Source organism: Streptomyces silvisoli (assembly GCF_029269905.1).
Taxonomy (GTDB): domain Bacteria; phylum Actinomycetota; class Actinomycetes; order Streptomycetales; family Streptomycetaceae; genus Streptantibioticus_A; species Streptantibioticus_A silvisoli_A.
The window spans coordinates 229,950-249,414 of the sequence record NZ_JARJBC010000003.1 but is presented as its reverse complement, the minus strand read 5'-3'; the positions used below and the strand labels follow the sequence as shown (position 1 = coordinate 249,414).

Annotated in this window: 18 protein-coding genes, 7 tRNA genes and 1 pseudogene; 14 read left to right on the top strand and 12 right to left on the bottom strand. The window is 71.2% G+C overall.

What is annotated here, in order from left to right:
• Nucleotides 1-149 precede the first annotated feature (149 nt).
• The gene (gene cobA, locus P3G67_RS06745; protein WP_276092634.1) at nt 150-1,376 is read left to right on the top strand and encodes a uroporphyrinogen-III C-methyltransferase; all 1,227 of its coding nucleotides are present in this window, start codon (nt 150-152) and stop codon (nt 1,374-1,376) included.
• A 53-nt stretch (nt 1,377-1,429) separates the two neighbouring features.
• Nucleotides 1,430-2,248, top strand: coding sequence for a TrmH family RNA methyltransferase (locus P3G67_RS06740; RefSeq protein WP_276092633.1), 819 nt, complete (start codon nt 1,430-1,432; stop codon nt 2,246-2,248).
• On the opposite strand, the gene P3G67_RS06735 is transcribed toward P3G67_RS06740, so the two are convergent.
• The 3 genes from P3G67_RS06735 to P3G67_RS06725 form a co-directional block, all read right to left on the bottom strand.
• Nucleotides 2,215-3,381 carry an acyl-CoA dehydrogenase family protein gene (locus P3G67_RS06735; protein WP_276092632.1) on the bottom strand — a complete coding sequence of 389 codons (1,167 nt, stop codon included), beginning with the start codon at nt 3,379-3,381 and terminating at the stop codon, nt 2,215-2,217. The genes P3G67_RS06740 and P3G67_RS06735 overlap by 34 nt on opposite strands.
• Nucleotides 3,378-4,571, bottom strand: coding sequence for an acyl-CoA dehydrogenase family protein (locus tag P3G67_RS06730; protein ID WP_276092631.1), 1,194 nt, complete (start codon nt 4,569-4,571; stop codon nt 3,378-3,380). Before P3G67_RS06730 ends, P3G67_RS06735 begins: the two co-directional genes overlap by 4 nt.
• 578 nt (nt 4,572-5,149) lie before the next feature.
• Nucleotides 5,150-6,442 carry a serine/threonine-protein kinase gene (locus P3G67_RS06725; RefSeq protein ID WP_276092630.1) on the bottom strand — a complete coding sequence of 431 codons (1,293 nt, stop codon included), beginning with the start codon at nt 6,440-6,442 and terminating at the stop codon, nt 5,150-5,152.
• Nucleotides 6,443-6,719: 277 nt separating this feature from the next.
• Between P3G67_RS06725 and P3G67_RS06720 the strand changes: the two genes are divergently transcribed.
• Entirely contained in the window at nt 6,720-6,962 is a 243-nt protein-coding gene (locus P3G67_RS06720; protein WP_276092629.1) for a hypothetical protein, read from the top strand.
• A 292-nt stretch (nt 6,963-7,254) separates the two neighbouring features.
• Nucleotides 7,255-7,461 carry a hypothetical protein gene (locus tag P3G67_RS06715; RefSeq protein WP_276092628.1) on the top strand — a complete coding sequence of 69 codons (207 nt, stop codon included), beginning with the start codon at nt 7,255-7,257 and terminating at the stop codon, nt 7,459-7,461.
• A 199-nt stretch (nt 7,462-7,660) separates the two neighbouring features.
• On the opposite strand, the gene P3G67_RS06710 is transcribed toward P3G67_RS06715, so the two are convergent.
• The 5 genes from P3G67_RS06710 to P3G67_RS06690 all read right to left on the bottom strand — a co-directional run bounded on the left by P3G67_RS06710 (nt 7,661) and on the right by P3G67_RS06690 (nt 8,117).
• Nucleotides 7,661-7,732 (bottom strand) — tRNA-Val (locus tag P3G67_RS06710).
• A gap of 24 nt (nt 7,733-7,756) precedes the next feature.
• Nucleotides 7,757-7,831: transfer RNA gene (locus P3G67_RS06705), tRNA-Val, on the bottom strand.
• 42 nt (nt 7,832-7,873) lie between these two features.
• A tRNA-Val gene (locus tag P3G67_RS06700) sits at nt 7,874-7,945 on the bottom strand.
• Nucleotide 7,946: 1 nt separating this feature from the next.
• Nucleotides 7,947-8,017, bottom strand: a tRNA-Cys gene (locus tag P3G67_RS06695).
• A 27-nt stretch (nt 8,018-8,044) separates the two neighbouring features.
• A tRNA-Gly gene (locus P3G67_RS06690) sits at nt 8,045-8,117 on the bottom strand.
• 188 nt (nt 8,118-8,305) lie between these two features.
• On the opposite strand from P3G67_RS06690, the gene P3G67_RS06685 reads away from it, so the two are divergent.
• Together P3G67_RS06685 and P3G67_RS06680 are read left to right on the top strand one after the other, a co-directional pair.
• Nucleotides 8,306-9,127, top strand: a complete 822-nt coding sequence (locus P3G67_RS06685; RefSeq protein WP_276092627.1) for an aminotransferase class IV — start codon at nt 8,306-8,308, stop codon at nt 9,125-9,127.
• A gap of 44 nt (nt 9,128-9,171) precedes the next feature.
• Complete coding sequence (locus tag P3G67_RS06680) at nt 9,172-9,999, top strand: GNAT family N-acetyltransferase (RefSeq protein ID WP_276092626.1); 828 nt, start codon at nt 9,172-9,174, stop codon at nt 9,997-9,999.
• Between the two features lie 37 nt (nt 10,000-10,036).
• Here the strand turns inward: P3G67_RS06680 and P3G67_RS06675 are convergent, their stop codons facing one another.
• Nucleotides 10,037-10,555, bottom strand: a complete 519-nt coding sequence (locus P3G67_RS06675; protein WP_276092625.1) for a DsbA family protein — start codon at nt 10,553-10,555, stop codon at nt 10,037-10,039.
• Nucleotides 10,556-10,719: 164 nt separating this feature from the next.
• Here P3G67_RS06675 and P3G67_RS06670 point away from each other — a divergent pair, with 164 nt between their 5' ends.
• The gene (locus P3G67_RS06670; RefSeq protein ID WP_276092624.1) at nt 10,720-11,193 is read left to right on the top strand and encodes a hypothetical protein; all 474 of its coding nucleotides are present in this window, start codon (nt 10,720-10,722) and stop codon (nt 11,191-11,193) included.
• A gap of 355 nt (nt 11,194-11,548) precedes the next feature.
• On the opposite strand, the pseudogene P3G67_RS06665 reads toward P3G67_RS06670, so the two are convergent.
• Nucleotides 11,549-12,091: pseudogene (locus P3G67_RS06665) on the bottom strand (CGNR zinc finger domain-containing protein); the annotation flags it as partial.
• Nucleotides 12,092-12,298: 207 nt separating this feature from the next.
• Nucleotides 12,299-12,712, bottom strand: a complete 414-nt coding sequence (locus tag P3G67_RS06660) for an SsgA family sporulation/cell division regulator (RefSeq protein WP_003959770.1) — start codon at nt 12,710-12,712, stop codon at nt 12,299-12,301.
• Between the two features lie 325 nt (nt 12,713-13,037).
• Between P3G67_RS06660 and P3G67_RS06655 the strand changes: the two genes are divergently transcribed.
• The 3 genes from P3G67_RS06655 to P3G67_RS06645 all read left to right on the top strand — a co-directional run bounded on the left by P3G67_RS06655 (nt 13,038) and on the right by P3G67_RS06645 (nt 13,785).
• Nucleotides 13,038-13,109: transfer RNA gene (locus P3G67_RS06655), tRNA-Val, on the top strand.
• A gap of 68 nt (nt 13,110-13,177) precedes the next feature.
• Nucleotides 13,178-13,651 carry an SRPBCC family protein gene (locus P3G67_RS06650; RefSeq protein ID WP_276092623.1) on the top strand — a complete coding sequence of 158 codons (474 nt, stop codon included), beginning with the start codon at nt 13,178-13,180 and terminating at the stop codon, nt 13,649-13,651.
• Nucleotides 13,652-13,713: 62 nt separating this feature from the next.
• Nucleotides 13,714-13,785 (top strand) — tRNA-Val (locus P3G67_RS06645).
• Between the two features lie 114 nt (nt 13,786-13,899).
• Here the strand turns inward: P3G67_RS06645 and P3G67_RS06640 are convergent.
• On the bottom strand, nt 13,900-14,628 hold the full coding sequence (locus P3G67_RS06640; protein ID WP_269854941.1) for an exonuclease domain-containing protein: 729 nt from the start codon (nt 14,626-14,628) through the stop codon (nt 13,900-13,902).
• 242 nt (nt 14,629-14,870) lie between these two features.
• Between P3G67_RS06640 and P3G67_RS06635 the strand changes: the two genes are divergently transcribed.
• The 4 genes from P3G67_RS06635 to P3G67_RS06620 all read left to right on the top strand — a co-directional run bounded on the left by P3G67_RS06635 (nt 14,871) and on the right by P3G67_RS06620 (nt 19,456).
• Nucleotides 14,871-15,437: a DUF4365 domain-containing protein gene (locus P3G67_RS06635; RefSeq protein WP_269854940.1), complete on the top strand. Its 567-nt coding sequence runs from the start codon at nt 14,871-14,873 to the stop codon at nt 15,435-15,437.
• A complete protein-coding gene (locus tag P3G67_RS06630; RefSeq protein WP_276092622.1) occupies nt 15,437-16,630 on the top strand; it encodes a hypothetical protein in 1,194 nt (397 codons plus the stop codon). Before P3G67_RS06635 ends, P3G67_RS06630 begins: the two co-directional genes overlap by 1 nt.
• A 200-nt stretch (nt 16,631-16,830) precedes the next feature.
• Nucleotides 16,831-18,813 (top strand): threonine--tRNA ligase, encoded by a 1,983-nt coding sequence (gene thrS, locus P3G67_RS06625; protein ID WP_276092621.1) that lies wholly within the window; start codon nt 16,831-16,833, stop codon nt 18,811-18,813.
• A gap of 82 nt (nt 18,814-18,895) precedes the next feature.
• Entirely contained in the window at nt 18,896-19,456 is a 561-nt protein-coding gene (locus tag P3G67_RS06620) for an HIT family protein (protein WP_276092620.1), read from the top strand.
• Nucleotides 19,457-19,465 lie beyond the last annotated feature (9 nt).

Genomic DNA, 19,465 nt, shown 5'->3' with positions numbered 1-19,465 from the left:
TGGGAGGGCGTTGCCCCGCCGCCACACCGTCGTGGTGGGGGAGCCGACGGGGCCTTGCCCCGGAAGTGAAGTAGCCAGGCCACAGGCTTGGTGTATGCGGGTGACCCGCTAATGTCAGAAACCCCCGGGAGGGGAAGGAGCCACTCGCCATGACCCGTAACGACGTGCCCGCATACCCCGTAGGACTGCTGCTCGCCGGACGGCGTGTCGTCGTGCTCGGCGGCGGCCAGGTCGCCCAGCGTCGGCTGCCCTCGCTGGTCGCGGCGGGCGCGGACGTCGTGCTGGTCTCGCCGTCGGCCACCGCGTCGGTGGAGGCGATGGCGGAGGCGGGCGAGATCCGCTGGGAGCGCCGCGGGTACCAGCCGGGTGACCTCGCCGAAGCCTGGTACGCCGTGGTCGCCACCGACGACCCGCAGGTCAACGCCGCCGCGTCCGCCGAGGCCGAACAGCGCCGGGTGTGGTGCGTACGCAGCGACGACGCCGATGCCGCCACCGCCTGGACCCCGGCGACCGGCCGCAGCGAGGGCGTGACCGTCGCCGTGCTCACCGGCAGCGACCCGCGCCGCTCCGCCGCTGTGCGGGACGCGGTGGTGGAGGGCCTGCGCGACGGTACGCTCGCCGCCCCGCACCACCGGGCGCGCACCCCCTTCGTGGCGCTGGTGGGCGGCGGCCCCGGCGACCCGGACCTGATCACCGTGCGTGGACGGCGGCTGCTCACGGAGGCCGACGTGGTGATCGCCGACCGTCTCGGCCCGCGCGACCTGCTCGACGAACTCCCGCCGCACGTCGAGGTGATCGACGCGGCGAAGATCCCCTACGGACGGGCGATGGCCCAGGAGGCCATCAACACCGCGCTGATCGAGCACGCCAAGGCGGGCCGGTCCGTGGTGCGGCTCAAGGGCGGCGATCCGTTCGTCTTCGGACGCGGCATGGAGGAGGTACAGGCACTGGCGAAGGCAGGGATCGCCTGCACGGTGGTGCCCGGAATCTCCAGTTCCATCAGCGTGCCGGAGGTGGTCGGGATCCCGGTGACCCACCGCGGTGTGGCACATGAGTTCACCGTCGTGAGCGGACATGTCGCACCGGACGACCCCAGCTCACTGGTCGACTGGGCGGCCGTGGCCCGGCTGCGCGGCACGCTGGTGCTCATGATGGCGGTCGAGCGGATCGGCGAGATCGCCCGCACCCTCGTCGCGTACGGCCGGGACGCCGACACACCGGTCGCCATAGTCCAGGAGGGCACCACCGCCGCCCAGCGCCGGGTCGACGCCACGCTGGCGACGGTCGCGCGGACCGTGGCCGCCGAGGGCGTCCGGCCGCCCGCGGTGATCGTCATCGGCGACGTCGTCTCCCTCGACTCCGGTAACCGTGGGTAACGCGGGCCGCCCCGGCCGTTGGCACACCGAGCGGGACAAGGCAGTATCACCCTGTGGCTGAGCTCATCACGATCGACGACCCCGCCGACCCGCGGTTGGGCGACTACACCTGCCTGACCGACGTGGAGCTGAGACGGCGCCGCGAACCGGCCGAAGGCCTTTTCATCGCCGAGGGTGAGAAGGTCATCCGTCGCGCCCGGTACTCCGGTTACCAGATGCGGTCCATGCTGCTGTCGGCGAAGTGGGTCGACACGATGCGCGACGTCATCGACGAAGTCCCGGCGCCGGTCTACGCGGTGAGCCCGGAAGTCGCCGAGCAGGTCACCGGCTACCACGTCCACCGCGGCGCCCTCGCGTCGATGGAGCGCAGACCACTGCCGGACGCGTCGGAACTGCTGGCCGACGCACGGCGGGTCGTGGTCATGGAGGCGGTGAACGACCACACCAACATCGGCGCCGTGTTCAGGAGCGCCGCGGCGCTCGGCATGGACGCGGTACTGCTCTCCCCGGACTGCGCCGATCCGCTCTACCGCCGCTCGGTCAAGGTGTCGATGGGCGCGGTCTTCTCCGTTCCCTACGCGCGGCTGGAGCAGTGGCCGCGCGATCTGGAGACCGTACGGGAGCGCGGCTTCCGGCTTCTCGCCCTCACCCCGGACGCCAAGGCCGAGGACATCGACGTGGTGGCACCGCACCGGATGGAGCGGGTGGCCCTCATGCTCGGCGCCGAAGGTGAGGGTCTGTCCACCCGGGCGCTGGTCGCCGCGGACCAGTGGGTGCGCATCCCGATGGCCCACGGCGTGGACTCGCTGAACGTTGGCGCCGCCGCGGCCGTGGCCTTCTACGCGGTGACGGCCGGTCGCCCGGTCGCCTGAGCCGCCGGGGGCAGGTCCACCAGGGCGGCGAGCGCCGCCCGGTGCCGCCCCGGCGTACCCAGCGCGATCTCGCTGGACTTGGCCCGCTTCAGGCGGAGATGGGCCGGGTGCTCCCAGGTCATGCCGATGCCGCCGTGCAGTTGCACGCACTCCTCCGCGGCGTGCACCGCCACCGGTGCGCAGTACGCCTGGGCAACGTGAACCAGTACGGCGGTGTCGGGGGCGCCGTGGGCCAGTGCGTCGGCGGCGGCCCGTGCGGCGGCGCGCGCCGATACCACCTCAAGCCAGATGTCCGCCAAGCGGTGTTTGAGCGCCTGGAACGAACCCACGACACGCCCGAACTGCCGCCGCTGGCCGAGATAGTCGACGGTCTCGTCCAGACACCACTGCGCCACCCCGACCTGCTCCGAGGCGAGCAGCCCGGCGCCGGCCAGCAGCGCCCGGTCCACCGCCGCCTCGGCGATCCGTCCTGCGGCGAGCCGGGTGGCCCGAACCCCCGCCAACTCGACGTCGGCGATGGGCCGGGTCAGGTCCAGTGGTGTCGCGGCGCTGATCCGGACACCGGGCGCGTCGGACGCGACCTCGTACAGCCCCGGCCCCTCGGAGCCGACGGCGGGCACCAGCAGTACGTCCGCCACGGTCGCGTCGGCGACGCTGGTCACCCGCCCGCTCAACGCGCCGTGCGCGTCAGCCTCCACGCCCTGCGGGAACGCGCCGCCGGGCGCGGCGGACAGCGGCACCGCGAGCGCGGCGGTCGACTCGCCGGACGCCAACCGCCCGAGCAGCGCCGCGACCTGGCCGTCCGCGGTGTCGCAGCCCAACAGCGCGCTCGTGGCCAGTACCGCACTGCCGAGGAAGGGCACGGGAGCCACCGCGGCGGCCAACTCCTCCAGTACGACGCCGACTTCCCGGGCCGAGCCGCCCTCGCCGCCGAACTCCTCCGGCACCAGCAGCCCGGCCAGCCCCAGCTGCACCTGCAACGTCCGCCACAGCTCCAGGTCGTACGGCGTGTCGCTGTCGCAGCGGGCCAGCACCGCCGAGGCCGGGCAGCGGTCTGCCAACAGGTCGCGCACCGCCGCGCGCAGGTCGTCCTCCACGTCGGAGTACAGCAGGTCAAGGCCATCGGTGTTCATCGGGGCAGGTCCTTCCAGGCGACGTCCTTGTCGGTACGCGGTTCCGAGGGCAGGCCGAGCACCCGCTCGGCGATGATGTTGCGCAGGATCTCCGAGGTGCCGCCCTCGATGGAGTTGCCCTTGGCGCGCAGATAGCGGTATCCCGCGTCGCGCCCGTAGAAGTCCACCGTGTCCGGGCGGGCGTTCGTCCAGTCCCCGTAGCGCAGTCCCTCCTCGCCGAGCAGTTCCAACTCCAGCCCGCTGACGGCCTGGTTGAGTCGGGCGAACGCGAGCTTCATCCCGGAGCCCTCGGGTCCGGGCGCGCCGACGGCGAGTTGCTGGCGCACGCGTTGGGCGGTGAGCCGTGTGACCTCGGCGTCGACCCACAACCGCAGCAACCGGTCGTGCAGTTCGGGTGTGCGCAGTTCCGGGCGCTCGCGCCAGGTCGCGGCGACACTGGCGATCATTCCGCCCTCGCGGGGGAGGGGCGAACCACCGATCGCCACCCGCTCGTTCATCAACGTGGTCTGCGCGACCCGCCAGCCGTCGCCGACCTCGCCCAGCCGCAGGGTGTCCGGGATCCGCACACCGGTCAGGAAGACCTCGTTGAACTCCGCCTCGCCGGTGATCTGCCGCAACGGGCGGACCTCGACGCCCGGATCGGTCATGTCGCAGACGAAGTACGTGATGCCGCGGTGCTTGGGTACGTCGGGGTCGGTGCGCGCGATGAGGATCGCCCAACGGGCGTTGTGGGCGTTGGAGGTCCAGACCTTCTGGCCGGTGACCACCCAGTCCTCGCCCTCGCGCACCGCGCGGGTGCCGAGTCCGGCGAGGTCGGAGCCCGCGCCGGGCTCGCTGAACAACTGGCACCACACCTCCTCGCCGAGCCACAAGGGACGCAGGAAGCGCTCGCGTTGTGCGTCCGTGCCGTACCGGAGGATGGTCGGGGCGGCCATGCCGAGGCCGATGCCGATCCTGCGCGGGTCGTTGTCGGGCGCGCCGGCCGCCGCCAACTCGGCGTCCACCACGCTCTGGAGGGCGCGCGGCGCGCCCAGCCCGCCGAGCCCCGGCGGAAAGTGCACCCAGGCGAGCCCGGCGTCGAAGCGGGCCCGCAGGAACTCCAGCCGCTCGGTGCTGCCGGGGTCGTACGCGTCGAGCAGCACCCGCACCCGCCGCAGCACCTCCGCCGCGTCCGGTCCGTTCTCCGCCATAAGCCACGTCCTCTCCGGGCCACCACGCCCTCGAACTAAGCAAGCGCTTGGAAACCTATCGAAGCCCGGCGCAACGCGCCAGGGTCCGGGGGCCGGATTTCGGGTCGGTCTGCGCCGGGCTCGTTCTTCGGCCTGGACCGGGGCGGACGCGAGGCCGCCGGGGCGCACCGTGGGGGTCACTCGCGGATCGCGGCGCGGTTGTTCGGGCGCGCCCCCAGCTCTCAACTCCGGTCCGCCGGACGGGTTCCCGAGCCGATCCCCGGGCGAGGCACGTCGACACCGGGGACAGATGCGCGCCTCAAGGCGCCCCGCACCGGGGCAGCTACTGGGGGCGTGCCCGAAGAAGTCCGCCACGGCGGCGAGCGGCCACGACGTCGCGGCCTGGCGGTGCCGAATCACCCGCGCACTCGACGGGATCCCCACCCGGAAGCCCCGCAGAAGCCGCTGCGGGGCTCCGCGGGCGTGTCCCGAACGATCCGACGGCGACCAGCCCACGCGTGGCCGCCCGGCGGTGCGGCACCCATGGCGAACCAGCCACCGCACCCCCCGGTCAGCCCCGTCAGAAAGGCGGAAAGGGGCTACGGCGCCGCGTCGGAGGGCCGGGCCGTGGGGGCCGTCGGCGAGCCGACGACCCCGAGTCCGCGGGCTGGCCCCTGGCAGCCCTGCGCCACCGCGATGCCCAACGCGACCAGCAGTGTGACCGTCACGAACACGATCAACCGCTGCCGCAGCAGTCTGCGATCCCGCCGCCCGGTCCGCCGTAGCGTCGCCGGGCCGCCGCGGCCCGCCGAAGGCCGCGGCGGAGCGGCGGGATGGCGGCCCGAAGAGGGCCGGGACGCCGGAGTCCGCTGCGGTGGCCGGGCCGCACCCCGTCCCGCGGCTGGCCGGGGAGCCGGCGTGCGCGGCGTACCGGTACGCACCGGAGTGCTCCCGGAAACCCGGTCCGGGGGCACCACGCGCCGCTCGGTGCGCTGCTCGGCGTACTCCTGGGCGCGGCGGCCGACCGGCCGGTCACTGCGCGCAACGGGCGCCTTGGGCACTCCGAGCCCCCGCGCCTCCCGGGCGGCGATCTCAGAGAGCCGCTCCGCCAGCCGGGCCGTGCTCGGCCGGTCCTGCGGCTCCTTCGCCAGACAGGCGTGCACCAGCGGCGCCAGCGAGTCCGGTACCCCTCGCAGATCCGGTTCCTCGTGCACCACCCGGTACAGCATCACCTCCGAACTGCCCTGTCCGAAGGGGGAGTCGGCCGCCGCCGCGTAACACAGCGTCGCGCCGAACGCGAAAACATCCGTTGCCGGGGTGACCGCCGCACCGCGCACCTGTTCAGGCGCGAGGAACCCGGGGGAGCCCACCGCGGTGCCGACGTGCGTCAGGGTGGTCGCGCCGGTGGACCACGCGATGCCGAAGTCGATGATGCGCGGACCCTTGGGGGAGAGCAGGATGTTCGACGGCTTCAGATCCCGGTGCACCACCCCCGCGTCATGCACCGCCACCAGCCCCTCGGCGAGCGCCGCGCCGATCGCCGCGACCTCGGCGGCGGGCAGCGGCCCCTCCGCGCTCACCTTGTCGTACAACGAGGGACCCGGCACGTACTGGGTGGCGAACCACGGCCGGTCCGCATCGAGATCCGCCGCCACCAGCCGCGCGGTGCAGCCGCCACGGATCCGGCGCGCCGCCGAGACCTCGCGGGCGAACCGCTGCCGGAACTCCTGATCCTCCGCCAACTCCGGGCGGATCACCTTCAACGCCACCCGTTGTCCGCGTTTGTCGGCGCCCAGGTAGACCACGCCCATCCCGCCGGCGCCGAGCCGCCTGTGCAGCCGGAACGAGCCGACGACACGCGGATCCTCGCGCCGGAGCCGCATCATCGCCATGTCCTTCCCCTACCTCCGGTGGGAAGGCCCTGCCCGCCCGTCGCCCCCCACCGTGCTCGATGGTCGCGCCGTACGCCGTGTGACACCCGCCCGGTCCGTCTGACGAGGCACAGCTTACGGACTGACCGGCCGGGACGCGGAGAGGCGCCGCACGCGTCAACGGACGGATTGTCAGTGGCCGGTGGAATCCTGGTCTGGTGGGGACGAGTCCGCCGGCGCGATCGGGCGGAGTCGCCCCACGCCACCAACAGCCGGTCGGATTAGGGGGATTGACGGCATGAAAGGTGATCGTGTGGAGATAGTGGTGGATGCGGGGGACACCACGCGTACCTATGAGGTGGTGGCCACCAGGGCCGGGCGCCGGGTGGAGACGGCGGTGCGCCGAGGGGTGGTCGAAGTGAGTGAAGTCACCAGGAGCGGCTCCGTGGTGCGCACCGCGCGGTTCATGGCGAACCGGGTGCTCGCGCTGGTGGAGCAGCCGGTACCCAGGGATGATGTGGAGGAAGAGGCCGGTGCGTAGCGTCGGTTGACGCCCGCCGGGGCGCTCTCGGGGGCGCCCCCTCGGGGATTCCCTGAGGGACGCGGGCGGGCGTCTCCAACCAGGGGAGTATTCCGGCCGCTCCGGCGTCATCCTCCGGGAGGCCCGCGAAGCTGTACGAGGGCATGACGACCAGGCCGCTCCGCGCGCCTAGTGTTGAGGTCAAGCGGCGGGAGGAGCACTCGTCCCCCGAGGTCAGATGCCCGCCGCCGCCAAAGCTGGAGAGCAGTGCGAACGATCACGGTGTGGAAGAGAAGGGTCAGGGGGAGCGGCCATGACGGACTCGGCGGCACGTGCGGTCAAGCGTGTGCGCGAGCTGAGGTCCACCGCGCTGCTCGCGGGAAGCCGGACGGGGACCCGGCACCCGCTGGTGGCGGTGGCCATGGCGGCCCCACTGGCTGTGCTGCTCGCCGTGGCATGCGGTGGCTGGCACGCCGTGGTCGTACAGGCGTCGTCCGTAGCTGGGTTGATGGGGCGCTGACGAAGCGTTCGAGGTCCGGGAGAGCGGCCCGGGCGGGAAACCGGCGACAGGACCCCGTGGGGACGGGGGGCGTAGCGGACGGCACGAGGCCCGGACACCTGGGGGAGGTGTCCGGGCCTCGGTGTTTTTCTCGGTGTCTTTACGGGGCTGGCGGAAACGGCTGAGGGCCGGAGCATCGCTCCGGCCCTCAGCCATGGTGTGGACGATACTGGGATTGAACCAGTGACCTCTTCCGTGTCAGGGAAGCGCTCTCCCGCTGAGCTAATCGTCCTTGTGCAAAGGCCCTGGTGGGGCCTGGTGCGCGATACTGGGATTGAACCAGTGACCTCTTCCGTGTCAGGGAAGCGCTCTCCCGCTGAGCTAATCGCGCGGGTGGTACCGCAGGGGCACCGTTGGGTCCTCGCGGACCCAGTGGACGATACTGGGATTGAACCAGTGACCTCTTCCGTGTCAGGGAAGCGCTCTCCCGCTGAGCTAATCGTCCGAGGTGGAGACGGGATTTGAACCCGTGTAGACGGCTTTGCAGGCCGTTGCCTCGCCTCTCGGCCACTCCACCATGTCGAGGATCCAAGGACCCCCTCCGAGCGGACGACGGGATTCGAACCCGCGACCCTCACCTTGGCAAGGTGATGCTCTACCAACTGAGCCACGTCCGCGTGTGTCTCCCCCGGACACCGTCCGGGAGCGATCTCCGCCGGTTCGCTTCCGCGTCCCGGCGACGTGTTGAACTCTAGCGGAATTCCGCGTCAGCTCAAATTCCGTTTCCGCAGCGTGCCGGGCAGGTAGAGGGTGGGCGGGGGTAGCGTCGACAACGGAAGGGGCGCATGAGCGAAGGACGGCGACGGTGAAGATCTGGGTCGACGGTGAACTGAGGGACGCGGCCAGTGCCGCCGTGTCCGTGCTGGACCACGGTCTGACCGTGGGCGATGGCGTGTTCGAGACGCTCAAGGCGACCAACGGCACCGCCTTCGCCATGGACCGGCACCTGGTCCGGCTGGCCCGTTCGGCGCGCGGTCTCGGGCTGCCCGAGCCGGACCCGGCCCGCGTGCGCCAGGCCTGCCTGGCGGTGCTCGACGCCAACCCGGCGCCTTACGGGGCGTTGCGGATCACCTACACCGGCGGCATCGCGCCGCTCGGCTCCGCACGCGGCGACGGCGAGCCGACGCTGGTCGTCGCGTTGGAGCGGACGGCCCGACGGCCGGAGACCACCGCGATCGTCACCGTTCCCTGGCCGCGCAACGAGCGCGGCGCCCTCGCCGGCCTGAAGACCACCTCGTACGGGGAGAACGTGGTCGCCCTCGCCCGCGCCCGGGAGCGCGGTGCCTCCGAGGCGGTCTTCGGCAACACCCGGGGGCGGCTGTGCGAGGGCACCGGCACCAATGTCTTCGTCGTCCTCGGCGGCGAACTGGTCACGCCGCCGCTGGACTCCGGCTGTCTGGCGGGCATCACCCGGCAGTTGGTGATCGACTGGGCCGGGGCGCGCGAGGCCGATCTGCCGCTCGATGTGCTCGACATCGCCGACGAGGTCTTCCTGACCTCCTCGACACGCGATGTGCAGGCGGTGCACCGGGTGGACGACCGCGAACTGCCCGGCGCGCCGGGCCCGGTCACCGCCAAGGCGGCCCGGGTGTTCGCCGAACGGTCGGCGGCGGACGGCAATCCGTGAGGTGATGGGTGGCGGGAGGCCGCCACGGGAGGGGGAGCGAAGCCATGACAACCACCCTGCGGCCCGCGGAGGCGGAGCGGCGTGAGGCGGACGGAGGGCGATCGCGCCGGTTCGCGGTGTGCGTCAACAGCCGCCCGGTCGGCACGATCCAGCTCGCCACGGACCGGCGGTTCGGCCCCGAGGTCGGGCGCATCGTCTCGCTGGACATCGACGAGCCGGACCGCAGACGCGGTCGCGGTACGGTCGCGGCGCTCGCCGCTGAGGAGGTGCTGCGCGGCTGGGGGTGCCGGCGGGTGGAGCTGCGGGTCCCGGCCGATGCGGAGATCGCGTTGCGACTTGTCGGCGCGTTGGGCTACGTGGAGCGCAGCCACGGCATGGTCAAGCTCTTGCCGCGCACCCCGCCGGACCTGCCGCCGGGCGTCGTGGTGCGGCCGATGAGGGAGGACGAGTACCCGGCCTGGCATGAGCGTGACCGGGCACGCTACATCGACGGCTGGGTGCGGCGGGGAGTGCCGTACGAGCAGGCGTCGGCCGAGGCCGACGGCGAGTCCCGGACGCTGCTGCCGGACGGCCCGCACACCGCGGACGCGGTGCTCAGGGTGCTCACGCAGGGCGGCGAGGACGTCGGCTGGCTGTGGCTGGGACTCGGGTCGGCCGACTCGGCCTGGGTCTACAGCGTCGAGGTGGCCGCGGCACGACGCGGCCAGGGCCACGGCCGCACGCTGATGCTGCTGGCGGAACGCGAGTGCCTGGCGGCCGGTGTCCGCAGCCTCCGCCTGCACGTGTTCGCCGGGAACACGCCCGCCCAGCGACTCTACGAGTCACTGGGCTACCGCTCCACGACGGTGTACCTCGCCAAGCCCCTGCTCTAGGCCCTCCCGACCCGCGCCCAAGCCCTGGGTCGAGCCGCTACGCCGAGGGCGAAGCCAGGGCCTCGTCCGCGAGCTGCCGGATGCGCTCGCGCAGTCCCGCCTGGCTCTTGCCGCCGTCCAGGCGGACGCCCGCGATCACGTACGTCGGCGTGCCCGTCACACCGATCGCCTTGCCCTCGGCGTGGTCGGCGTCGACGGTGAGGATGTGGCGGCCGTCCACCAGGGCGGTGTCCATCTCCTCGTCGTCCAGCCCCAACTCCTCGGCGATGCGCACCAGCAGCGGCTCGCCCTGCCGCTCCAACTCCTCGATCCGGTCCAGTACCGCCTCGACGTACTCCCAGCCGCTGCCCTGGACGAAGGCCTCCTCGGCGGCCTGCGCCGCGGCGAAGGCGTACTTGTGCTTCTCCAGGGGGAAGTGCCGCAGCTGGATCTCCAGCCGGTCGCCGTACTGGTCGCGTAGCTCCCGCAGATCCTGCTGCCAGGCGGTGCGGCAGTCCGGGCACTGCAGGTCGCACCAGAAGTCGAGGGTCGCGCTGCGGGGTTTGGCTTCGTTCATACGGCCAGTCTCTCAGTAGGTCGCGGGGAGGATCATCACCCCGAGATCTCCCTGAAGCCGGGGTCCGGGCATGGCCCGCGGCGCCGCGGCCGGTGCACGATGGAGATGACGCACATCCGGCTGATTGGAGTGGCCATGTCCGGAATCGGCATGAGGAGTGGGCGATGCTGACCGCCACCGTGTGCGTCGCCCTGTCCGGCGCGGGACTCGCTGTGGCGCTGCTGACCGCCTGGCGCCGCCGGTTCCGCCGGGCGACCCGCATCGCGGCACTGGCACTGCTGCCCGTCGGACTGTACGAGGCGGGGCTGATCACCCTGGCGGGCAAGATCGGCAGTGCGGTCGGCAGCTGGGCGAGCGGCCTGGTGCTCAAGCCGACGGTGTGGGCGGGCTTCGCGGTGCTGGCTCTGGCCGTGGCGCTCTACGTCTCCACCCGGTTCGGCGACTCGAAGCAGGTCACACGCGCCGAGCGCGAGGCCGCCCGGGCGTCGCGGGGCGGTCAGGCGGTCGCCGCCGCTTCCGCACCGCGGTTGGGCCGGTCGAAGCCCGCGGTCAAGGCGAAGGGCAAGGGCGCGGCGAACGATGAACTTTCCTCCGAAATGGGGGACATTGAGGAAATCCTTCGGAAACACGGCATCTGATCAAGTGCGTTGGGCGTGGCGCCACGGCGCCACGCCGTTATGTGCCCCACAACCACCCCCCGCGGGTCAGCGTGTTGGGCCCTCTGGGCGGCCGCATTACGCGATGATCGTTATGGCAGCCGCCAACTCCCCTCCGGCGTAAGCGACTTGAGGCTTACAGGGACGTACTGTTGTGCGGGCCTGCCCCCTGTCGAGTGACTTACGACCTGTCGAGGCCGCGTACCAGATGAACGACGACTCCCGTGGGTGCCTCTTCGCGCTCTCCCAGCCGCCGCTCATGGTGTTTCTCGGGGTGATCGGCACCCTGATCTTCTTCGGCGCCTGTTACGACCTGCTCGGTTTCTGACCGCTCGGCGCGCTGGCGGGCACGGTACGCGGCGACGTGCAGGCGGTTGCCGCAGGTGCGGCTGTCGCAGTAGCGGCGCGAGCGGTTGCGGGACAGGTCGACGAACGCGCGGCGGCAGTCCGGCGCGGCGCACCGGCGCAGCCGGTCCCGTTCCCCCGCGACCACCAGGAACGCCAGTGCCATCCCGCCGTCCGCGGCGAGCTGCTGGGCCAGCGAGGCGCCGGGGGCGAAGTAGTGCACATGCCAGTCGTAGTCGTCGTGGTCGGTCAGCCGAGGGGTGGTCCCGGCCTCCGCGACCATGGTGTTGATCAGGGCCGCCGCTTTGCGACTGCCGGTCGCGGTCAGCACCTCGCCGAACCGGGCGCGTACCGCCCGCACCGCTGGAAGATCCGACTCCGCGAGCCGCCCGACATCGCTGACCCGGTTGCGCGCCACGAAGTCGCGCAGCGACTCCAGGCCGTCCAGCCTCTCCCGGCCCTCGCTCTCCGGCGCGGTGTTGAGCAGGTCGACGACGCGGTCGAGGGCGCACCGGGTGTCATGGTTGATCAGCACGGCTTCGCTCCCTGGCCAGAGGGTCGGACAGCGCACCGGCGGGTCGGGCCCGCGGTTGTTGCCGGGTGACTTTACTCAAGTGGACCGTGCGCTGTCGCCACCTGGATCAGCCCGCCGATCCGGCCGTGCCCGCCGCACACGCAGAAGCGCGATGTCAGGCCCGCGTCGTCCCCCCGAGTAGGACGGCCGCGGGCAGCGGGCGGGGGCTCAGCTCTCCGCGAGGATGTGGGACAACTCGGTATCGAGGTCGAAGTGACGGTGCTCGGTGCCCGGCGGTACGGCGGCGTCGGTCCGCTTCAGGAACGACTCCAGCGCCCGGGCCGGGGCTTCCAGCAGTGCTTCGCCTTCTGGAGAGCTCAGGGCGATGCAGACAACGCCCTGGCCATGGCTCCTGGAGGGCCAGACACGGACATCGCCGGTTCCGGTGGGACGGTGCAACCCCTCCGCGAGCAGGTCGCGGGCAAACACCCATTCGACCGTCTCTTCGGCACCGGTGTGGAAGGTGGCGTGCACGGCGTAGGGATCGGCCGTGTCGTACCGCAGGCCCGCGGGTACGGGCAGTGAGGATTCGCTCGACACAACGAGGCGCAGGTGCAGCTCGCAGCTGACCGTGGTGTTCATAAGCGCCAAGGCCTTTCGCTCAGTGTGCGCTCGGGGATTCGCACGTCGGCGAAATCGACATGCCACCTGCGAGGACGTTGTAAACCCCTCTGACTGGTTTGTGAGGTTTCTGGTACTTCGTTCGGACCAGTCCTGGGCTGCCCTGATGGGCCGATGCGGTGAGCGGTCGGATCGGTCGACTGTACCGTTGTGATCACGAAGGGTGACGGTAGCGCTTCACCTCCGGCGGTGTCTCCAGGCGGGCGCGGGCGCACCGAAGCACGACCGGTGGCACCGAGGTGGTCAAGAGCCCCCGCTGACATGCGGTAATGTTGTCTCCGCGCCGGGGCGATTAGCTCAGTGGGAGAGCGCTTCGTTCACACCGAAGAGGTCACTGGTTCGAACCCAGTATCGCCCACCCCGACCGAGGGCCTGGAAGCCGAGAAGGCTTCCAGGCCCTCGTGCGTTGCCGTCACACTGGGCGCCATGGACTGGTGCCGGTACCGCTTTCGTGACGTCTGGCGGCTGGACGCTCCCCCCGCGGAGGTCTACGCGGTGCTGGAACGCGCCGAGGAGTATCCCCGGTGGTGGCCGCAGGTACGCCGGGTCGACCCGATCGACGAGTGGAGCGGCACCGCCCGCTTCCGTTCCGTCCTCCCGTACGAGCTGGTGGTCACCGCCCGCGAGGCGCGGCGCGATCCGGCGGCGGGGGTGCTGGAGATCGCGATGACCGGTGATCTTGAGGGTTGGGCACGGTGGACGCTCGGTCCCGGCGGCACCGGGACCCGGGCCACGTTCGAGCAGCAGGTGATCGTCCGCAAACCCGTGATGCGATGGCTCTCCGTTCCCGGTCGGCTGTTCTTCCGGGCCAACCACGCGCTGATGATGCGCGCCGGGCGCCGGGGGTTGTGCGCCCTGCTCGCCGAGCGATCGGAACAAGCGCGGGAGAACGGCGTTTGAACACAACGTCCCGCGCACTGTATTGTTCTGCACGTGCCGCGGGGACAACCGCGGAACAACCGGGGCGATTAGCTCAGTGGGAGAGCGCTTCGTTCACACCGAAGAGGTCACTGGTTCGAACCCAGTATCGCCCACCCCGAGTGAGACCGGTCAGCTTCAAGTCGCTGACCGGTCTTGTTGGTTATGGGGAATCTTCGGGGCCTTCTCCCCGGACCCCGGTCCTCAGACGCCGAACGGGCTTGAGGCGGCTAAGCCGCAGCGGGCAGTTCCGGGCGTAGTGGCCACGCCGGGTCGCAGCGTTCCGGGGAACCGCTTCTGGCGAACCAGGCTTCCAGGCCGCGAGCCTGTGCCGCATGCCACAAAGCCTGGCGGACATGCAGTTCGGCCGGTGACATCAGACCGATGCCGCGCTCCGCGTAGCGGTGGCCCATCGCCCGCACCAGGCGCAGTGACGCCAGCGCGTCCGCCGCCGCGTCGTGCGCGTCGGTGAGCGGGACGCCGTAGTGCGCGCACAGGTCGCTCAGGGTGCGGCGGCCCTTGCGATAGCGGTCCGCGTACTTGTCCAGCACCCTCGGGTCCAGTACGCACAGCGCTGTGCGCTCCAGGTAGCCGAACAGGCCGAGCCCTCGATGCCGCCTCAACTCACGGTCCAGCAGGGTCAGGTCGAACGGCGCGTTCATCACCACCAGCGGCGTGCCGGGCTCCGACTCGTGCGCCAGCGCCCGCGCCATCGACTCCACGGCCGGACCCGGCGCGGCGCCGTGTTCCCGCAGATGGGCATCGGTCAGCCCGTGCACCGCCCGCGCGGCTTCCGGCACCGGCACACCGGGGTCGACCAGCCAGCGCAGAAAGCGGGGTTCGGCGTCTGCCCGGTCCTGTACGACGAGGGCGCCCGACACTATGCGGTCGTGCTCCACGTCCACCCCGGTGGTCTCGGTGTCGAACGCGGCCAGGGGCCCTTCGAACCAACGTGCCATGACCGCCACCCCTTCCGCCCTCTTGATCCGACGGACAACCCACTGTCCGTTTCCTACCCGTGACGCCAAGTCATCGAACCGTCGTGGCGCGCACCGGTTCGCACCTGTTTGCGGATCACTCCCGCCGGAGAAGACAGAGTTGACGGCCCGTTCGATTCCTGGGCGGCCAAACCGCCCCAGCCGCCGTACGGTTCGTCGCGGGGAAACGATTCACGCAAGGCCCGGAAGGCACGGCAGCAGCCATGGCGCTCGCTCAGCCCGAACCCGGCGGGCTGCTTCCCGAACGGACGGCACCGCTACGGGGAGGACTCGCCACCACCAGCTGTATGGAGACCCTTCAGGTGGGCTATCTGCATGCGGTGGCCGCGGCGGCCGGATGCTCGCTCGCCCAGCCCTTTCCCGACAACGGCATCGACTGGCACCTCAGCCACAGCTCGCGCGGTCACGCGGTGGACGACGAGGTCACCATCAAGGTGCAGCTCAAGTGCACCTACCAGGTGGCACCGAACCCACCAGGGGCGTTCTTCTCCTTCACCTTGGAGAACGCCCACCTCGCCAAGCTGGCCAGGACACCGGTGTCGGTGCACAAGATCCTCGTCGTGATGCTGGTGCCGCGCAGCCAGGAGCAGTGGCTGCGCGCGGGGCACGACCGCATGGAGCTGAGGCACTGCTGCTACTGGACGAACCTCGCCGGCCAGCCGGTGACGGGCAGGTACAAGACCACCGTGCGGATCCCCACGACCCGCATCTTCGACGACCGGGCGCTGTGCGAGATCATGACGCGGGTCGGGGCGGGAGGGAGACCCTGATGCGACTCACCGGACCGGACCCCGAGCCGTCAGAACCCGAACCACCCGCGGCGGAACTGCCCGACCCCGAGCGCGTCGACCCCCAGGTGCTCACCGCGCTGCTCGCCCGGCACGGCTGGCAGCGCAGGGGCGGCGAGAGCGGCCGGTACACCCGCTGGACCCCGCCCGGCAGCGGCACCCGAAGCGGTCTGGCGGCCACCAGCCTGCTGGTGCCCGCGAGCACGGAGTACGGGGACTGCACCGACCTCGTCGGCGAGGCGCTGACCGCGCTGGCTCACTCCGGCGCGCCCTCGGCCCGCGAGGTGCTGCTGGCCCTGTCCGTGCCGGGGGACGAGATCCGCTGGCGGCGGGACGTGCCCCGGTGCGCCGGGGCGGTGCCGTGGACGGCGGCGGAGCGGCTGCGGGACGCGGTGCGCGGCATGCTCTCGGCTGCCGCGCGGGCCGCCCAGGGCAACGCCGGATACTTCGGGGAACGGCACGGGCGGTACGCCACCGCCTATCTGGAGCGGGTGCTGATCGGCCCGTCCTCCGGCGGTCATCTGCTGACCGCGTACGCCCCGGCGCCGGACGAGCGGCACGTCACGATCACGCTGCTGCGCGCCTTGCAGGCGGCCCGGGACGCGGTGGACTACCAGCGGGCGACCGGCCGCCTTGAGGCCTTCGACGCGGCGGTGGAGCTGGGCGTGTGCCATGAACTCGTCACGGCCGTCGCGCACTTGGTGCGGGACAGCGAGGGCGCCGAGATCGCCCTTGCCTGGTCCCCGGCGGCCGGGCTGCCACTCGGAGTGGCCGCCCGCCCGGAGCCGGTGGAGTTCTCGCCGGGCGACCTGCCCGCGCTGCACCAGGCCGCCGCCCGCTACGCCGCCTCGGAGCCGCCGGTCCCGGTCACCGTGACCGGGACCGTGGTCCGGCTGCGCAGTGCCCGTCCTGCGGAGGGCGGTTCGGTGCGGCTGCGGGTGCTCGGGGGTGCGGACGTACGGCACGTTCGCATGCGCTTGGCGGCGGACGACTACCGCGTCGCCGCCCACGCCCATCTGGTGGGGTTGCCGATCCGGGTCAGCGGGGAACTGGAGCCCGGGCGCGGCTTTCGCCGCTTGTCGGGGGCGAGCGGCGTGACGCTTCTGCATGTGGACGCCGCCGAGCGCGACCGACTGCTCAAGTCCTTGCAGGAGGCCGCTGACGCCGTCGACTAGGGGGTCGCGGTGCGTTCGGCACCGCCGGTCGCCACCGTCGTGGTTGCTCGCCGTCGCCGCGGAATGTCCGTGGGGCGAGCCCTCGGACCCTCGGCGGCAGCTCATGACGATCATGGCTTAGCGCCGTGGCGGTCCCGCTCGGTACGATTCAGCGGTGCAGCGTCCGCTGCCGACCGCATGTCATGAGTCAGGAGAAACCGGTGTCAGAGCTCCGTGTGATCATCAAACGCGATTCCGTGGAACGGGAAGAGCGCGTGGTCACGACGGGGACGACGGCCGCGGACCTCTTCGAAGGGGACCGCTCCGTCGTCGCTGCCCGTGTCGCCGGTGAGCTGAAGGATCTCGGCTACCCGCTCTCCGACGGCGACGAGGTCGAGCCCGTCACCATCGACAGCGAGGACGGGCTGAACATCCTGCGCCACTCCACCGCGCACGTCATGGCGCAGGCCGTGCAGGAGATCTTCCCGGAGGCCAAGCTCGGCATCGGCCCGCCGATCAAGGACGGCTTCTACTACGACTTCGACGTCGCCGAGGCCTTCCACCCCGAGGACCTCAAGCGCATCGAGAAGAAGATGCAGGAGATCATCAAGCGCGGCCAGCGCTTCTCCCGCCGCGCGGTCAGCGACGAGGCAGCCCGCGAGGAACTGGCGGCCGAGCCGTACAAGCTGGAGCTGATCGGCCTGAAGGGCTCCGCCGCGGAGGCCGCCGAGGGCGCCTCGGCCGAGGTCGGTGCCGGTGAGCTGACCATCTACGACAACCTCGACGCCAAGACCGGCGAGCTGTGCTGGAAGGACCTGTGCCGCGGTCCGCACCTGCCCAGCACCCGGATCATCCCGGCCTTCAAGCTGATGCGCTCCGCCGCCGCCTACTGGCGCGGCAGCGAGAAGAACCCGCAGCTGCAGCGGATCTACGGCACCGCGTGGCCGTCCAAGGACGAGCTGAAGGCGTACCTCGACCGGCTGGCCGAGGCCGAGAAGCGGGACCACCGCAAGCTCGGCGCCGAACTCGACCTGTTCTCCTTCCCCGAGGAGATCGGCTCCGGCCTGCCGGTGTTCCACCCCAAGGGCGGTGTCATCCGCCGGGTGATGGAGGACTACTCGCGCCGGCGCCACGAGGAGGCCGGGTACTCGTTCGTCAACACCCCGCACATCACCAAGCAGGAGCTGTACCAGACCTCCGGCCACCTGGACTGGTACGCGGACGGCATGTACCCGCCCATGGAGCTCGACGAGGGCCACAAGTACTACCTGAAGCCCATGAACTGCCCCATGCACAACCTGATCTTCAGGTCCCGGGGCCGCTCCTACCGTGAACTGCCGCTGCGCCTCTTCGAGTTCGGCACCGTCTACCGGTACGAGAAGTCGGGCGTGGTGCACGGTCTGACCCGGGTGCGCGGTCTGACCCAGGACGACGCGCACATCTACTGCACCAAGGAGCAGATGGCCGACGAACTGGACTCGCTGCTCACCTTCGTGCTGAACCTGCTGCGTGACTACGGGCTCAACGACTTCTACCTGGAGCTGTCCACCAAGGACCCGGAGAAGTTCATCGGCTCCGACGAGGTCTGGGAGGAGGCCACCCAGACGCTGCGCGAGGCGGCCGAGAAGCAGGGACTCGACCTGGTGATGGACCCGGGTGGCGCCGCGTTCTACGGACCGAAGATCTCCGTGCAGGCACGGGACGCCATCGGCCGCACCTGGCAGATGTCCACGATCCAGGTGGACTTCAACCTGCCTGAGCGGTTCGACCTGGAGTTCCAGGCCGCCGACGGCTCACGCCAGCGTCCGGTGATGATCCACCGGGCACTGTTCGGCTCCATCGAGCGCTTCTTCGGCGTGCTGACCGAGCACTACGCGGGCGCGTTCCCGGCCTGGCTGGCGCCGGTCCAGGCGGTCGGCATCCCGATCGGTGACGCGCACGTGCCGTACCTGGAGGAGTTCGCGGCCCAGGCACGGGCGAAGGGGCTGCGGGTCGAGGTGGACTCCTCGTCGGACCGGATGCAGAAGAAGATCCGCAACGCGCAGAAGCTGAAGATCCCGTTCATGATCATCGCTGGTGACGAGGACGTGGCGAACGGCGCGGTGAGCTTCCGCTACCGCGACGGTTCGCAGAAGAACGGCATCCCCAGTGACCAAGCGCTGGCCGAGATCGTTGATGCTGTGGAGCGCCGTATCCAGGTGTGACTGGTCCCCGCGCGGCCGGGGTAACGAGGGGCGGACCGTTGCGGTCCGCCCCTCGCCGCTTCGCACCGCGTCGCGGGCGAATATGCTGCACAACATGACGACTGAGCCGGAGCACCAGATCGGAGTGGGGACGCCGGACGCGTTCCAGCGCCTGTGGACCCCGCACCGCATGGCGTACATCCAGGGCGAGAACAAGCCCACCGGTCCGGAGGCCGGTGACGGCTGCCCCTTCTGTGCGATTCCGGCCAAGTCCGACGTCGACGGGTTGATCATCGCGCGCGGTGAGACGGTCTACGCGGTGCTGAATCTCTACCCGTACAACGGCGGCCATCTGATGGTGGTGCCGTACCGGCACGTCGCGGACTACACCGACCTCGACGAGGGCGAGACGGCGGAGCTTGCGGAGTTCACCAAGCGGGCGATGACCGCGCTGCGCTCGGCGTCCGGAGCGCACGGCTTCAACATCGGCATGAACCAGGGTGCGGTGGCGGGCGCCGGTATCGCCGCCCACCTGCACCAGCACGTCGTGCCCCGCTGGGGCGGGGACACCAACTTCATGCCGGTGGTCGGCCACACGAAGGTGCTGCCGCAACTCCTCGCGGACACGCGAGCCATGCTGGCGGCCCACTGGCCACACGACTGATCCACGCTG